Here is a 14,604-nt window from a genome sequence, read left to right as displayed (position 1 = left end):
CAAGGCTGACGCAGCTTCGCAACGGGCAGCACCGGACTTGCAACGGTGCGGCGAGTCACGGCTCGCGCCTATAGCCCCGATACGCCCCTTCTCTGGAGAGCTTCATGAGCAGTTTCGTCACGATCACCCACGAGGATTGCCTCGGTCACGACACCGGGCCTCATCATCGCGAGCGTCCGTGGCGGCTCGAGACGGTGCGCGGACTGATCGACGAGATGGAGCTGCCCGTCATCGAGGCGCGCGAGGCCAGCGACGAGGATCTCCTGCTGGGGCATGATCCGGCCTATCTCGAAGCGCTCGAAGAGGTCTTCGCGCGGCAAGAGCATGCCGATCTCGACTCGGACACCCATGTCTCGCCGGGCTCGCGCCGTGCAAGCCGTCTGGGCGCGGGCGGTGCCTTGCAGGCGGTCGATCTTGTTCTTTCGGGCGAGGCCAAGCGCGTCTTCGTCGCGACCCGCCCGCCGGGGCACCATGCGACGCGGACGCGGGCGATGGGGTTCTGCATCTATGGCAATACCGGGCTTGCGGCGCTCCATGCGCTCGAACGGCATGGCCTGTCGCGCGTCGCGGTGCTCGATTTCGACGTGCATCACGGCAATGGCACGCAGGATATTCTCTGGGACGAGCCGCGCAGCCTGTTCATCTCGTCGCATCAGGAGCCCAAGTCGCTCTGGCCGGGCACCGGGGCGCGCTCGGAGACCGGGGCGCATGACAACGTGCTCAACCTGCCGCTGGCCAGTGGGAGCGGCGGCTCCGAGATGAAGGTCGCGTGGGAGGACGGGCTGGCGCGGCTCGAGGCCTTCAAGCCGGAGCTGATCATCGTCTCCGCCGGGTTCGACGCGCATCGCGAGGACGATATCTCCGGACTGCTCTGGACCGCGGGCGATTACTGGTGGCTGACCAACGCGATCCGGGGCGTCGCGCGCCGTTGTTGCGAGGGTCGCATCGTCTCCTGTCTGGAGGGCGGCTACAACCCGACCGCGCTCGCGGAAGGCGCCGCCGCCCATCTCGAGGCCTTGGCGCGCTGATATCCCGGGACGCGACAGGCCGGGCCCGATCCGCTCCCCCCTAAAGACAAAGGCAGGCACGAGATGGCACGTAACCGCTACTATTCCGGCCCGGTCAGCGACCATTTCGACGGCGAGCGGTTTCACCCGCATGGACAGCCCTCTACCGATCGCTCCTTTCGCGACATTCTCAAATGGCACCGCGAGGGGCAGCGGGCGCGCTGGCCCAAGCATGTCCCTGTCGAGCCGAACGTCCCGCCCGAGCGCAGCGACACGGCGCGGCTGACCATGGTCGGGCATGCCTCGGTGCTCATTCAGGTCGCGGGGCTAAACCTGCTGACCGATCCGGTCTGGTCGGAGCGCGCGAGCCCGCTGCGCTTTGCCGGGCCCCGGCGCGTCACCGCGCCCGGTGTCGCCTTCGACACTCTCCCGCCGATCGACGCGGTTCTGATCAGCCATAACCATTACGACCATCTCGACACCGTCACTCTACGGAAGCTGCATAAGCGCCACCGCCCGAAGATGATTATGCCGCTGGGCACGGATGCGACGGTGCGAAAAGCGGTGCGCGACGCGCAGATCGAAACCGGGGATTGGCACGACCGGATCGCGCTGGCCCCCGGCATCTCGGTTACGCTGACGCCTGCGAACCACTGGTCGGCGCGCGGTCTCGGCGACCGACGCATGGCGCTCTGGAGCGGGTTCTGGATCGACACGCCGCAGAGCCGGATCTGGTTCGCGGGCGATACCGGTTATGGCGACGGGGCGCTTTTTCGCGATATCCGCGCCCGGCACGGCGCGCCGGACATCGCGGTGATCCCGATCGGCGCCTATGAACCGCGCTGGTTCATGCAGCCCCAGCATGTCGCGCCCGAGGAGGCCGTGCGCATCTTCACCGATATCGGCCCCACGCAGGCGCTTGGCTGTCATTGGGGGACGTTCCAGCTGACCGACGAGCCGCGCGAGGAACCGCCCGCCCTGCTGGGTCGTAGCCTCGCAGCCTCGGGGATCGCGGCGGAGCGCTTCCTCCCCTTCGCCCCGGGCGAGGTCTATCTGGCACCTTCCACGACCTGAGCGCATTGCCCTGACGTGACGCAGGGTCACGTCAGCGTTGACGGAGTCTCGCTCCCTAAATATAAAACTGACGTCAGTTTCATATTTGGAGCGGAAACGTGAAGCCCTCTCTCGCAAATGCGTCACAGGACGCCGCCGTGTTCTCTTTCCCGGAGCATCTTGCCACGACCAGCGCCGGACGCCCGAAGGGAGAGCGCACCCGCGCCCAGCTTCAGATCGCCGCCTGCAAGGTGCTTCAGGACGGCGGGCCGCAGGGCCTGACCGTGGCGGAAATCTGCAAGGAAGCCGGCGTCTCGAACGGCACGTTTTACCTTTACTTCAAGGATCGTAACGCCCTGCTCGACAGCCTGTTGCGCGACTTCGTGGCCTTCCTCCAACTGGCGATGCGCGCGGCGAGCGAGCGCGAAGGCCATGATGCGCCGCGCGCGGCGACCCGCGCCTATCTCCGTCTGTTCGAGCGAAATAGCGGGTTGATGCGCAGCTTGATCCACCCGACCGACGGCTTCCCCGAGGCGCAGGCGGCGTTTCAGACGCTGAACCGGGAGTGGATCGAGGCGGTGGTCGCCTCCGTGGAACGCAGGCAGCGGCATGAGGGCAAGACGGCGCCCCCACGCGACGAATTGCTGCGCCGCGCCTATGCGCTGGGGGGCATGGTCGATCAATACCTCTCCAACCTTCTGCTTGCGAAGGACCCCGCCGTGATCGAGATATCGCAGGATCGCGATGCGGTGCTGGAGACGCTTTCGCTGCTCTGGGACCGGGGGATGACGGCATGAGCACAATTCCCGGCGCCGAGACACTCTCCCGCGCGGAGCTGCAGCCCGAGATCGAACGCCGCTGGCAGGCTCAGCGCGCCCATGTCGCCGCGCATTCTGCCTTCTACCAGGGGCTCTGGCAGGGGCGCAGACCGCCCGAGGACCTGCGCGACCTGCCCGAATTGCCGCTCTCCGACAAATCGCAACTGCGGATTTCGCAGGCCGAGCATCCGCCTTTCGGCGACTACCTCGCCGCCACGCGCAGCACCGCCAACCGCCTGCATCGGACGTCTGGCACCACCGGTCAGGCGATGAACCTCGCCCTCTCGGCCCGCGACGCGTTGGTGACGCAGGAGGTCGGCGGGCGCTGTCACCGCTCTGCGGGGCTGACGGCGGAGCATACGGTGGTGCATTGCCTGAATTACCAGATGTGGATGGGCGGGCTTACCGATCACATGACGCTGGAGGCGACGGGCGCGCTGGTCGTGCCCTTCGGCGTCGGCTCGACCGAGCTGCTGATCCAGACGATCCGCGAGGTCGGCATCACCGCGATTTCCTGCACGCCCTCCTATCCGTCCGTGCTCGAACGGGTCATCGCCGAGAAACACCCCGGACTGACGCCGCGCGATCTGGGCCTCAAGCTGGGTCTGTTCGGCGGCGAGCCCGGCCTTGACGACCCCGCCTTCCGCGCCCGCCTGCGCGAGACCTGGGGGATGGAGCCGCGCAACGCGAATTACGGCGTCTCGGATGTCTTCTCGAATTTCGCGGCGGAATGCCCGCATGACACGAAGCTGCATTTCATGGCCGCCGACGTGCTGCATCCCGAACTGATCGACCCCGATACCGACGCGCCGATCCCGCTGAAGGCCGGGGCGAGCGGCGAATTGGTTCTGACCCATCTTGTGCGCGACTGCCAGCCGCTGGTGCGGTTCCGCACGGGCGACATCATCACCATCGGCGAGACCGAGCCCTGCGCCTGCGGCTGCACCGGGTTTCGTTTCTCGGTCGTCGGGCGCTCCGATGACATGGTGGTCGTGCGGGGCCTGAACATGTTCCCCTCGATGGTCGCCGCCGTGCTCAACGAGATCCCCGAGCTGTCGGGCGACTACCGCATCACGCTCGACACGCCGCCGCCCTATGACACCCTGCCCGTCAGCGCCGAACTGGCGGAAGGCGAGCACGCCACGCCCGATCTTGCGCGCAAGGTGGAACAGCGGATCAAGTCGAAACTGGGTGCAACGGCGAGCGTCACCCTGCTCCCCGCCCACAGCTTCCCGCGCACCGAGGGCAAGACCAAACGCGTCATCCGGAGTTTCCAATGAGCCATTTCAGCTACGACACCGTCCTGAGCCAGCTGGGCGCCAAGGGCGTGCGCACCATTACCCTCAACCGCCCCGAACGCCTCAACGCGATGAACCGTCAGCTGGTCGTCGATGCCGCGCGCGCATTCGAGGACGCCAATGCCGACCCGGCCACCAAGGTGATCATCTTCACCGGCGCGGGCAAAGCGTTTTGTGCGGGCGACGACCGCAAGGCCCATACCCATCCCGAGACCGAGGAAGAGGCGCGCGAGATCGTGCACGCGATCCAGCGCGCGACCCATGCGATTACGCTCGGCGCGAAGCCGGTGGTCGGCGCGATCAACGGCTGGGCCGTCGGCGGCGGCTTGGAATGGGCGATCAATTGCGACTTCCCGATCTGGGCCGAAAGCGCCAAGGGCTTCTTCCCCGAGGTCTCGCTGAACCTTTTCGTCACCGGGGCCGTCACCTCGCTCCTGCCCGCGCTGGTCGGGCTGAACAAGGCGCGCGAGATGCTGATCTTCGGCGACCGGTATTCGGCGAAGGACATGGGCGAGATCGGCGTGGCGTGGAAGGTGGTTGACGATGCCGCGCTGATGGCGGTGGCCGTCCAGACCGCCGAGCGCCTCGCCGACCTCCCCGTCCTGTCGGTCCGCGCGATGAAACGCGTTCTAAATCACGCCGCGGTGCCGGACCTGCACCGGGCGCTGCAGCTCGAGACCGATGCCACGGTCGCGGGTTTCCTCGACCCGGAGACGACGCGGCGCGTGACCGAGTTCTGATCTGCGCGGGCAGAAGCTTTTTCAAACTCCGTCACTTATTGGGATTGCTTGCTTGTGGTGACCGGAACGAAGGGTCAGATTGAGGTCGGCGGACATCCGTGTGCCGCGCCCCGGTTGCGGGGCAACCGCACGGCGGAAAGAGAGGGATGACATGAGCTGGTCCTATTCAATCGGCAAGATCGGCGGCACGGTTCTCAGGGTGCATGTCACCTTCGTTCTGCTGATCATCTGGATCACCGCCTCGGCCTGGGCGGCGGACGGACCGCAGGCCGCACTGGTGAACATGCTCTTCATCCTGTCGGTCTTCGCCTGTGTCGTGCTGCACGAATTCGGCCATGCGACGATGGCGGCCCGGTTCGGCGTGCGCACCCCCGACATCACCCTTCTGCCGATCGGCGGACTGGCGCGGCTGGAGCGGATTCCGGAAAACCCCAAGCAGGAAATCCTGATCGCGGTGGCGGGCCCTGCGGTCAATGTGGTGATCTTCCTGATCCTGACGATCTTTCTTGGCGGCAGCGGCTGGCTGAGCGATCTGCAATCGCTCGACAATCCGGGCCAGAGTTTCTGGGGCCGGCTCGCGCTGGTCAACGCGCTTCTCGTGGCATTCAACCTGATCCCGGCTTTCCCGATGGATGGCGGGCGGGTGTTTCGCGCCGTGCTTGCACTGTTCATGGACCGGGTGAAAGCCACGCAGGTCGCGGCGCGCACCGGGCAGGTCATCGCCGTGCTCTTCGCCTATTGGGGGCTGACGAGCGGCAACCCGATCCTCGTGCTGATCGCGGCGTTCATCTTCTTCGCGGCCGGGGCGGAAAGCTCGGATGCGGCGATGCGTGGTCTGGCCCATCGTTCGGCCGCGCGTGACGCGGTCATCACCTCCTTCGTGTCGCTCACGCCCGACGATACGCTCGACACAGCCGCTCAGGCGATCCTGCACAGCTCGCAATCGGAGTTCCCCGTGCTCACACCGGACGGGCAATTCGTCGGCTTCGTCACCCGCGAGAGCGTGCTGGCCCGGCCCGACCCCGAATTCCGCCAGCGCCCCGTTTCCGAGATCATGTTCGACAATGTGCCCGTCGTGTCGCTGAAGACGGGGATGGACGATGTGCTCGACGCGTTCGCGAAAGGGCGTATTCCGGCCGTGGCGGTGATCGGCAAGACCGGCAATTTCGTGGGCTTCATCAATCGCGAGAATATCGGCGAGTGGTTCATCCTCGCCCGTGGTAGCTAAGAGGGGCGCTCGCTCCCGGCCCTAGAGATAGACCGACAGCCCCCGCCAGCCCGCCAGCACCGCCGAAATCGCCATGACAACGATGGCGAGAGAGCGATACTGCGTGTTGTCGAGCCGCGCGAAGGCAGCCGTGCCCGCCCATGTCCCCAGAGCCAGCGCGGGCACCGAGACCAGCGTCAGCCAGAGCGCATCGCCATTCACCGCGCCCGCCCAGATCAGTCCCGGCGTGGCCAGCAGCGAGGCCACGAAGAAGAACAGAAGCAAAGAGGCCCGCGTCTGCACCGCCGTGGTGCCCGCGCCCAGATAATAGGCCACCGCAGGCGGCCCCGGCATCGCGGCCAGTCCGGAAAACGCTCCCGAGGCCACGCCCGCCAACAGCGCGAGCCCACCATGGGGATGCGGGCGCGCAGGCTTGTAGCGCAATAGCAGCGCCAGCCCCGCCAGCACGGCGAGCGCGATCATCACCCGCGCGGCGTCGGCGCTGACGGCGGTGAGCGCGAATATCCCCACCGGCGTACCCACAATCGCGCCCAGCGACAGCCGCGCGAGCGAGGGTTTGTGCACATGCCCGTGCAGGGTGAAAAGATCGCGGCACCCGACCACGACCTGCAGCAGCACCGCCAGCGTCACCGCCTCGATCGGCGGCACCATCAGCGAGACGATCGGCACTGCGGCCAGCGCGAAACCGAACCCCGCGATGCCGCGCAGGAAGGCTGAGAAGAACACCGCCGTAATGACCAGCAGGGTCGTCGTGCTCAACATCCGGTCACGTCGCGGCCTGCGCGATGCGCGCCGCACAGCCTGCCGCGCAGAAGGCGACCAGCCCCTCGACGGACCCCTGCGCATCGGACTGCGAGGCCAGCGCCGCGATCCGCCATTCCGAGGTCAGGAAGGCCAGAAGGGCTGCGACCGAATAGACGAACCCTTCGGCGACGACCGCCCGGCTGACCTTGGGATGCAGCGCGCAGATCTCATCCATGAAACGCTGCGCGGTCGGGTCGAACAGATCGGTCGAAATATCCGCCCAAGCCGGATCGGCCGAGACCATCGCCACAAGCCGCGCATAGGCCAGCCATTGCGGATCGCTGCCCGCCGCCTTCGCCAGATAGGGCCGGAAGAAACAGCCGAGGATCGCGGTCAGATCGAGCGCCCCCTGCCCCTTCGCCTGCGCCAAAGCCTCCAGACGCAGACGCGCCAGCTCCTCGGCGCGCCGCTCTACCACTTCGCGAAACAGCGCTTCTTTCGAGCCCCCGTGATGGTTCACCAGACCCAGCGGCACCTCGGCCAGCGCGGCGATGTCGCGCACCTTCGCGCCTTCGAATCCGTCCCGCGCAAACACCGTTTCCGCCGCATCGAGAATCCGTGAACGACTCGCGAGAGAGCGCTTCGAGGGCGCTCTAAGTCGTTGTTTCTCGGTCGTCTTTTTCGTCATCAGATCGGGGCTTGCTTATTTTGAACAATGGTTCAATTTAAGAATGTCTGGGAGGAGACGCAACATGACAAATACGAGGGGCACGTTCGCCCTGATCGGCGCGGGCCCGATGGGTCTGGCCGCGGCCAAGGTGCTGGGCGAACAGGGAGTGGACTATCAGGGCTTCGAGCTGCACAGCGATGTGGGCGGGCTCTGGGATATCGAGGGCGCGCATTCGACGATGTATGAAAGCGCGCATCTGATTTCCTCGAAACGGATGACGGAATTCACCGATTTTCCGATGCGCGAGGAGGTGGCGGAATATCCCAGCCACCGCGAGATGGCGCAGTATTTCCGCGATTTCGCCGATCATTTCGACATTCGCCGCCATTACCGTTTCGGCGCCGAGGTGACGAAGCTCGAGCCGCTGGGCGGCGATGGCGAAGGCTGGCGGGTCAGCTGGCGCGATGCCGAAGGCGAGCATTCCGAGATTTATGCAGGCGTTCTGATCGCCAATGGCACGCTTTCCGAGCCGAACATGCCGGAGTTCCCCGGCCAGTTCGACGGCGAGCTGATCCATTCCTCGGCCTATCGCGACCCCTCGCAATTCACCAGCAAACGCGTGCTCGTCGTGGGCGCGGGCAATTCCGGCTGCGACATCGCGGTGGACGCGATCCATCACGGCAAAAGCTGCGATCTCTCGATGCGGCGCGGCTATTACTTCGTGCCGAAATACGTCTTCGGCAAACCCGCCGACACGCTGGGCGGCGCGATCAAGCTGCCGATGTGGCTCAAGCGCAAGATCGACGGCGCGCTGCTGAAATGGTTCGTCGGCGATCCGCAGAAATACGGGTTTCCCAAGCCCGATTACAAGCTCTACGAGAGCCATCCGATCGTGAACTCGCTGGTGCTGTTCCACGCAGGCCACGGCGATCTGAAAGTGCGCCCGGATATCGAACGGCTCGACGGCAAAACGGTGCATTTCAAGGATGGCACGCAGGCCGCGTATGACATGATCCTCGCGGCCACCGGCTACAAGCTGCATTACCCATTCATCGCGCCCGAGCTGCTGAACTGGCAGGGCGATGCGCCGCATCTGTACCTGAACGCGATGCACCCGAAGCGCGACGATCTCTTCGTGCTGGGAATGCTGGAGGCGAGCGGGCTTGGCTGGCAGGGCCGCCACGAGCAGGCCGAGATGGTGGCGCGCTACATTCGCGGGCTGCGCGACGGCGCCGAGGCCGCGAAGCGCCTGCAGGCGAAGAAGGCCGAAGGGTTCGAGCGAGCGACCGGCGGCATGGCCTATCTCAAGCTCGCGCGGATGGCCTATTACGTGGACAAGGCGACCTATCGCAAGGCGGTCACCGGCTGGATCAAGGCGCTCGGCGGGAAGGCCACGGCATGACGGGGCTCGACGCGGTTCGGCTCAATTTCAGCCCCGGCGCCCTGCATCTGCTCAACGCGATCCTCGGCATCGTCATGTTCTCGGTCGCGATCGACCTATCCCCGCGCGACTTCCGCCCGCTGGTGCGGAGGCCCTGGGCGCTGATCGTGGGGTTCACGTCGCAATTTCTGGTGCTGCCCGCGCTGACCTTCGGGCTGGTGCTGGCGTTGCAGCCCAGCCCCTCGATCGCGCTGGGGCTGATCCTCGTCGCGGCCTGCCCGGGCGGGAATGTCTCGAACTTCTTCACCCATCGGGCGGGCGGGAACACCGCGCTCTCGGTCTCGCTGACCGCCTTCGCCACGGTGGCGGCGATCGTGCTGACGCCGCTCAATATCGCGTTCTGGGGCAGCCTTTACGCACCGACACGCGCGCTGCTGCACGAGACCCATATCGACCCGGTGAGCGTGGCGATCACCGTGGGCGTCATGCTGCTCTTGCCGCTGATCGCCGGGATTGCGCTGAACCATTACCGCTACGATCTGACCACGCGCCTTCGCGATCCGCTGAAATGGATCTCGATGGCGATTTTCGTGGCCTTCGTGGCGCTCTCGCTCAGCGCCAATTGGCAGTATTTCGTGCAATTCGTCGGGCTGATCGCGGGGATGGTGGTGCTGCACAACGCGCTGGCCTTCGCGGGCGGCTATGGCACCGCGACGCTGGCGCGGCTGTCGCCCTTCGACCGGCGCGCGATCACCATCGAGACGGGCATCCAGAATTCGGGCCTCGGCCTCGTGCTGATCTTCGCCTTCTTCGGAGGCCTGGGCGGCATGGCAATCGTCGCGGCCTTCTGGGGCATCTGGCACATCATCGCGGGCTTCGCGATCTCGACCATCATGAGACGAAAGGAGGCCGCGCGATGACCCGGATCCTGATTACCGGAGCGGGCGGCATGATCGGCCGCGTACTCACCGCCGAACTGTCTGAGAGCGGCCACGAGGTTATCGCGACCGATCTGGCATGTCCCGACACCCTGCCCGAAGCCGTGCGCTTCGTGGCGATGGATGTGACCACCGACGCCCCCGCCAAGGTCATCGCGCGCGAGCGGCCCGAGGTGATCGTGCATCTCGCCTCCATCGTGACCCCCGGCCCCGGCATGGGGCGCGAGCTGGCCTATAAGGTCGATGTGGAGGGCACCCGCAAGGTGCTGGAGGCGGCGCATTCGGTCGGGGTTCGGCGGCTCGTCGTCACCTCCTCGGGCGCGGCCTATGGCTATCACGCCGACAATCCCGTGCCGCTGCGCGAGAGCGACCCTGTGCGCGGCAATCCCGAGTTCGCCTATGCCGATCACAAGCGGCAGGTCGAGGAGATGCTGGCCGAGGCGCGCGACACCCACCCTGCCCTCGAGCAGGTCGTGCTGCGGGTGGGTACGGTTCTGGGCAAGGGCACCGACAACCAGATCACCGCGCTTTTCCGCAAGCCGCGCCTGCTCGCGCTGAGAGGCTGCGAGAGCCCCTTCGTCTTCATCTGGACCCGCGATCTCGCGCGCATCCTGATCCGCGCCGCGACCGATGGCCCGCCGGGCATCTTCAACGTGGCGGGCGACGGCGCTTTGGGCGTCACCGATCTGGCGCGACGTCTGCGCAAACCGGTGCGCCGCCTGCCCGCGCTTGGCATCAAGGCCGCGCTCGCCCTCGCCCATCCGCTGGGGCTGAGCCGCTACGGGCCAGAGCAGGTGCGCTTCCTGCAATACCGCCCCGTGCTGGCCAATGACGCGCTGAAGGAGGTCTTCGGCTACACGCCCGAGCTGACCAGCGCCGAGGTCTTCGATCTCTGGGCCCGCGAGGCCGGGCTATGAGCGCGCGGGTTGCGGTAATCTCGGGCGGCGCCGGGGGGCTTGGGCAGGCGCTCTCGGCGGGGCTGCGCGCCGAAGGCTGGCAGGTCGTGCTGCTCGACCGGGATATCTCAAGTCTGACGGCCAAGCCGAACGAGGATGCCATCGCCTGCGATCTGACCGATCCGGCGCAGCTTGCCAGCGCCTGCAAAGAAATCCTGACGCGTCGTCCCCGCATCGACCTTGTGATCTACAACGCAGGCGTCACCCAGATCGGGCCGTACTCCGAGCTGACCGAGGCCGCGCATCGCAAGGTCTTCGAGATCAACTATTTCGCGGCGACCGCGATGGCGCGGCATTTCCTCGCCCCCCTGCGGGAAAGCCACGGCACGCATCTGGCGATTTCCTCAGTCGCGGGGTTCTCGCCGCTCTACCACCGCACGGCCTATGCGGCGTCGAAACACGCGCTCGAAGGTTTCTTCAAATCGCTGCGCTCGGAGGAGGCCCCTCACGGCGTGCGCGTGCAGATCGCGGCGCCGTCTTTCGTGGCGACCAATCTCGACCGGGCCGAGCGGCAATCCGACGGCATCGCGCGCCCCGGAGCGGCCGCCGACGGGGTGGATTACATGACGCCCGAGGCTGCCGCACAGGTGACCCTCGCCGGGCTCAAGCGAGGCCGCCCGATGATCCCGGTGGGCCGCGTCGCGCGGCTCGCGTGGTGGATCAACCGCGCCTCGCCCCGGCTGTTCCAGCGGCTCATGGAGCGCAACATCGCGAAGGGCCAATCCTGAGGCCGAACACAGTGACCTTTCGCTAGAGATCGAGAAAAATCGCGCCCGACTTGATCGAGCGCATTGAAGCGATGCGCCCCCTCAGCGCTAATCTGGCTCCGACCCTGTGAAGGTCGGAGGCCCGTGATGCGATCACTCTCATCGATAGTTTCCCGTACCCCGGTGGATGGGTGCGACCGAATGCTCCACCTCGGGCGCGTTGACTCCATTTGCGCGAATGCGCATATGCGAATGTAGAAATGGAGGCACCGATGATCGTGACTGTTCTTTCCGCGCTTGCCGAACCCACCCGGCTGGGGGCGATGCAGCTTTTGCATGACGGGGGCGAGCATTGCGCCTGCGAATTGATGGCGCGTCTCAATGCCACCCAGTCGCGCATGTCGCGCCATATGGGCGTGCTGAAAGCCGCCGGGCTGGTGGTCGACCGGCGCGATGCGCAATGGGTTCGGTATCGGGTGAACCCCGACCTCTCCCCGGAAATCCAGCAGATCCTGAGCGCGGTCATGAAAGCCAGCGCCAAGACGGAAAGGACCGCGGCATGAGTGTGACACAGCATGAAACCTCGCATGGCGGGATGCCCGGCTGGGCGTGGAGCGTGGTCGTCGCGGCAGGCCTCGTCGCGTGGTGGGTGGTTTACCACCAGCTCCCGGCCCTCTCCGAATGGATCGTCTCGCTGCTGCCGGTCGCCCGCGACACCCATACCGGCGAGGCGCTGGCCTTCTTCTTCTACGACGTGCCGAAAGTGATGATGCTGCTCACCCTGATCGTCTTCGCGATGGGGGTCGTGCGCAGCTTCTTCAGCCCGGAAAAGACCCGCGCCCTTCTCTCGGGCAAGCGCGAGGGCGTCGGCAACGTGATGGCGGCGGGCTTGGGCGTGTTGACCCCGTTCTGCTCCTGCTCGGCGGTGCCGCTTTTCATCGGCTTCGTCTCCGCGGGCATCCCGCTGGGCGTCACCTTCTCCTTCCTGATCGCAGCCCCGATGGTCAACGAAGTGGCGCTGATCCTGCTAGTCGGCCTCGTCGGCTGGTCCGTGGCGCTGGTCTATCTCGCCTTCGGCCTCGCCATCGCGATCGTCGCGGGCTGGGTGATCGGCAGACTCCATGTCGAGGGCTGGCTGCAGGACTGGGTGCGCGACATCCATTCCGGCGCGACCACGCCGGGCGCAGTCGAGAGCGACGATCTGAGCATGACCGACCGCTATCGTCTGGGCCTCGAGGCCGTACGCGAGATCTTCGCCAAGGTCTGGATCTGGATCATCGTCGGGATCGCCATGGGCGCGCTGATCCACGGCTATGTGCCGCAAGATCTGATGGTGCGCATCATGGGCTCGGGCACGTGGTGGTCGGTGCCGACCGCGGTACTGATGGGCGTGCCGATGTACACCAACGCCGCCGGCGTCATCCCGATCGTCGAGGCGCTTCTGGGTAAGGGCGCGGCGCTCGGCACGGTTCTGGCTTTCATGATGTCGGTGATCGCGCTGTCGATGCCCGAGATGATCATCCTGCGTCAGGTCCTGAAACTGCGCCTGATCGCGGTGTTCATCGGGGTCGTCGCCAGCGGCATCCTCGCCGTCGGCTTCCTGTTCAACGCATTGTTCTAAGGAGAAAAGACATGAAGGACGTCAAGGTTTACGGCCCCGGCTGCAAGCGCTGCGAAAAGACCGAGGAGATGGTCAAGGAAGCGGCCGCCAAGCTCGGCATCGAGGTGTCGGTCGAGAAGGTGACCGATCCCCGCGCCATCGCCATGGCGGGCGTGATGTCGACCCCCGGTGTCTCGGTCGACGGGAAGCTCGTCCACACGGGCGGCCTGCCGGATAGCGGAAAGCTCGAGGGTTGGCTGTCGGCCTGAGGGGCCACTTAACCCTCCCGAAAAAGAAGACCCCGCGCCGGGTGGCGCGGGGCGAATTCGTGGGTGGCGTCCGTCACGGGACCGGCTGACCGAGCCCGGCCTCGTAGAGGCGGAACCACGTCTCCCTGTCGATCTGAACCTTGAGCGCATCGGAAAGCTTCGCGATCCGCTCGAGATTGTTCGTCCCCATCACCGGGATGATCCGCGCCGGATGGGCGAGCAGGAAAGCGGTCGCGACAGCCGCGCGATCGACACCCTGCGTCTGCGCGATCTCATCGAGAACGCTCTGCACCCGACCCTCGCCCGTCATCAGCGCGCCGCCGCCCAGAGGCGACCACGCCATTACGGGCTGCGCCTGCCGCTGGTGGAAGGCCAGATCGCCGTTGGTGAAGGGCTGCAGACAGCCAAGGCTGATTTCGATCTGGTTCGTCACCAGCGGCGTCTTCATCCCCGATTGCAGCAGCTCCCAATCCCACGGGCGGAAGTTTGACACGCCGACCGCGCGCACCTTGCCCGAGGCGACCAGATCATCGAGCACCGCCCCTGTCTCGTGATGGTCCATCAGCGGATCGGGGCGGTGGATCAGCAGCAGGTCGATCCGGTCGGTGGCCAATTCCCGCAGCGAAGCCTCGACCGAGGCTTCGATATGCGCGCGCGAGGTGTCGTAATGCTTCACCTTGCGATGCGCATGACGGCCCGCCGAGACGATGATGTCGCATTTCGTGACGATCTCCATCTGATCGCGCAGCGACGGGTCTTCGCGCATCGCCGCGCCGAAGACCCCCTCCGCCGTGTAGCCGCCATAGATATCGGCATGATCGAACGTGGTGATCCCCTGCGCCAGACAGGCGTCGATCTTGGCGCGCACATGGGCGGACGAGGTGTCGGCATCGTCGGCGAGCCGCCACATGCCATAGACGATCCGGCTGAGCGCGACATCCGAGGTAAGGTCGATCTTTTCCATTAGCGGCGTTTCCCTTCTGCGAGCGGTGTTGAGGGCAGCCCCATAGATTTCGGGCAGCGAGACCGTGTCGATATGCGGATAGTCCTACAAGATGAAGGTGCGAATGCCCATCTAGCGGTAGTCCTCGAGCTTCGAGAGCACCTGATCGGGTGAGCCCACCAGCGCCGCGCGGACAGCCCGCGCGCCCCACCCCGGTTCAAAGGTTCGGCGCGACATAGCCGTTCTCATCCG

16 protein-coding genes are annotated in these 14,604 nt (G+C 66.0%); 13 read left to right on the top strand and 3 right to left on the bottom strand.

All coding sequences use genetic code 11. The features are described 5' to 3' along the window. Nucleotides 1-104: 104 nt before the first annotated feature. The 6 genes from BMI88_RS06505 to BMI88_RS06480 all read left to right on the top strand — a co-directional run bounded on the left by BMI88_RS06505 (nt 105) and on the right by BMI88_RS06480 (nt 6,144). Complete coding sequence (locus tag BMI88_RS06505) at nt 105-1,028, top strand: histone deacetylase family protein (RefSeq protein ID WP_078546988.1); 924 nt, start codon at nt 105-107, stop codon at nt 1,026-1,028. A gap of 63 nt (nt 1,029-1,091) precedes the next feature. Continuing rightward, nucleotides 1,092-2,081, top strand: coding sequence for an MBL fold metallo-hydrolase (locus BMI88_RS06500; RefSeq protein WP_078546986.1), 990 nt, complete (start codon nt 1,092-1,094; stop codon nt 2,079-2,081). A gap of 137 nt (nt 2,082-2,218) precedes the next feature. Continuing rightward, nucleotides 2,219-2,857, top strand: a complete 639-nt coding sequence (locus BMI88_RS06495) for a TetR/AcrR family transcriptional regulator (protein WP_078546984.1) — start codon at nt 2,219-2,221, stop codon at nt 2,855-2,857. Continuing rightward, nucleotides 2,854-4,158, top strand: a complete 1,305-nt coding sequence (locus tag BMI88_RS06490) for an AMP-binding protein (RefSeq protein WP_078546982.1) — start codon at nt 2,854-2,856, stop codon at nt 4,156-4,158. Before BMI88_RS06495 ends, BMI88_RS06490 begins: the two co-directional genes overlap by 4 nt. After that, a complete protein-coding gene (locus BMI88_RS06485) occupies nt 4,155-4,916 on the top strand; it encodes an enoyl-CoA hydratase/isomerase family protein (RefSeq protein ID WP_078546980.1) in 762 nt (253 codons plus the stop codon). The genes BMI88_RS06490 and BMI88_RS06485 overlap by 4 nt, the downstream gene beginning before the upstream one ends. 151 nt (nt 4,917-5,067) lie before the next feature. After that, nucleotides 5,068-6,144, top strand: a complete 1,077-nt coding sequence (locus BMI88_RS06480; protein WP_078519204.1) for a site-2 protease family protein — start codon at nt 5,068-5,070, stop codon at nt 6,142-6,144. A gap of 21 nt (nt 6,145-6,165) precedes the next feature. Here the strand turns inward: BMI88_RS06480 and BMI88_RS06475 are convergent, their stop codons facing one another. Next, complete coding sequence (locus BMI88_RS06475; RefSeq protein WP_146673487.1) at nt 6,166-6,906, bottom strand: sulfite exporter TauE/SafE family protein; 741 nt, start codon at nt 6,904-6,906, stop codon at nt 6,166-6,168. A gap of 4 nt (nt 6,907-6,910) precedes the next feature. Next, nucleotides 6,911-7,576, bottom strand: coding sequence for a TetR/AcrR family transcriptional regulator (locus BMI88_RS06470; RefSeq protein ID WP_210401999.1), 666 nt, complete (start codon nt 7,574-7,576; stop codon nt 6,911-6,913). 64 nt (nt 7,577-7,640) lie between these two features. On the opposite strand from BMI88_RS06470, the gene BMI88_RS06465 reads away from it, so the two are divergent. The 7 genes from BMI88_RS06465 to BMI88_RS06435 all read left to right on the top strand — a co-directional run bounded on the left by BMI88_RS06465 (nt 7,641) and on the right by BMI88_RS06435 (nt 13,409). After that, a complete protein-coding gene (locus BMI88_RS06465; protein ID WP_078546976.1) occupies nt 7,641-8,960 on the top strand; it encodes an NAD(P)-binding domain-containing protein in 1,320 nt (439 codons plus the stop codon). Beyond that, nucleotides 8,957-9,859, top strand: coding sequence for a bile acid:sodium symporter family protein (locus tag BMI88_RS06460; RefSeq protein ID WP_078546974.1), 903 nt, complete (start codon nt 8,957-8,959; stop codon nt 9,857-9,859). The genes BMI88_RS06465 and BMI88_RS06460 overlap by 4 nt, the downstream gene beginning before the upstream one ends. Continuing rightward, a complete protein-coding gene (locus BMI88_RS06455) occupies nt 9,856-10,794 on the top strand; it encodes an SDR family oxidoreductase (RefSeq protein ID WP_078546972.1) in 939 nt (312 codons plus the stop codon). Before BMI88_RS06460 ends, BMI88_RS06455 begins: the two co-directional genes overlap by 4 nt. Next, nucleotides 10,791-11,561 carry an SDR family NAD(P)-dependent oxidoreductase gene (locus BMI88_RS06450; RefSeq protein ID WP_078546970.1) on the top strand — a complete coding sequence of 257 codons (771 nt, stop codon included), beginning with the start codon at nt 10,791-10,793 and terminating at the stop codon, nt 11,559-11,561. The genes BMI88_RS06455 and BMI88_RS06450 overlap by 4 nt, the downstream gene beginning before the upstream one ends. 251 nt (nt 11,562-11,812) lie before the next feature. Continuing rightward, on the top strand, nt 11,813-12,103 hold the full coding sequence (locus BMI88_RS06445; RefSeq protein ID WP_078539336.1) for a metalloregulator ArsR/SmtB family transcription factor: 291 nt from the start codon (nt 11,813-11,815) through the stop codon (nt 12,101-12,103). A gap of 32 nt (nt 12,104-12,135) precedes the next feature. After that, nucleotides 12,136-13,161 carry a permease gene (locus tag BMI88_RS06440; RefSeq protein WP_146673512.1) on the top strand — a complete coding sequence of 342 codons (1,026 nt, stop codon included), beginning with the start codon at nt 12,136-12,138 and terminating at the stop codon, nt 13,159-13,161. A gap of 11 nt (nt 13,162-13,172) precedes the next feature. After that, entirely contained in the window at nt 13,173-13,409 is a 237-nt protein-coding gene (locus tag BMI88_RS06435; RefSeq protein WP_078546966.1) for a thioredoxin family protein, read from the top strand. 73 nt (nt 13,410-13,482) lie between these two features. Here BMI88_RS06435 and BMI88_RS06430 read toward each other — a convergent pair whose 3' ends face one another. Further along, nucleotides 13,483-14,373, bottom strand: a complete 891-nt coding sequence (locus tag BMI88_RS06430; protein WP_078546964.1) for an aldo/keto reductase — start codon at nt 14,371-14,373, stop codon at nt 13,483-13,485. Between the last annotated feature and the right edge of the window lie 231 nt (nt 14,374-14,604).

The sequence above is a fragment of the Thioclava sp. F36-6 genome (genome assembly GCF_002020305.1).
GTDB classification, from domain to species: Bacteria; Pseudomonadota; Alphaproteobacteria; order Rhodobacterales; family Rhodobacteraceae; genus Thioclava; species Thioclava sediminum.
The sequence above is the reverse complement of the archived record's forward strand: the minus strand, read 5'-3'. Positions and strand labels throughout refer to the sequence as shown.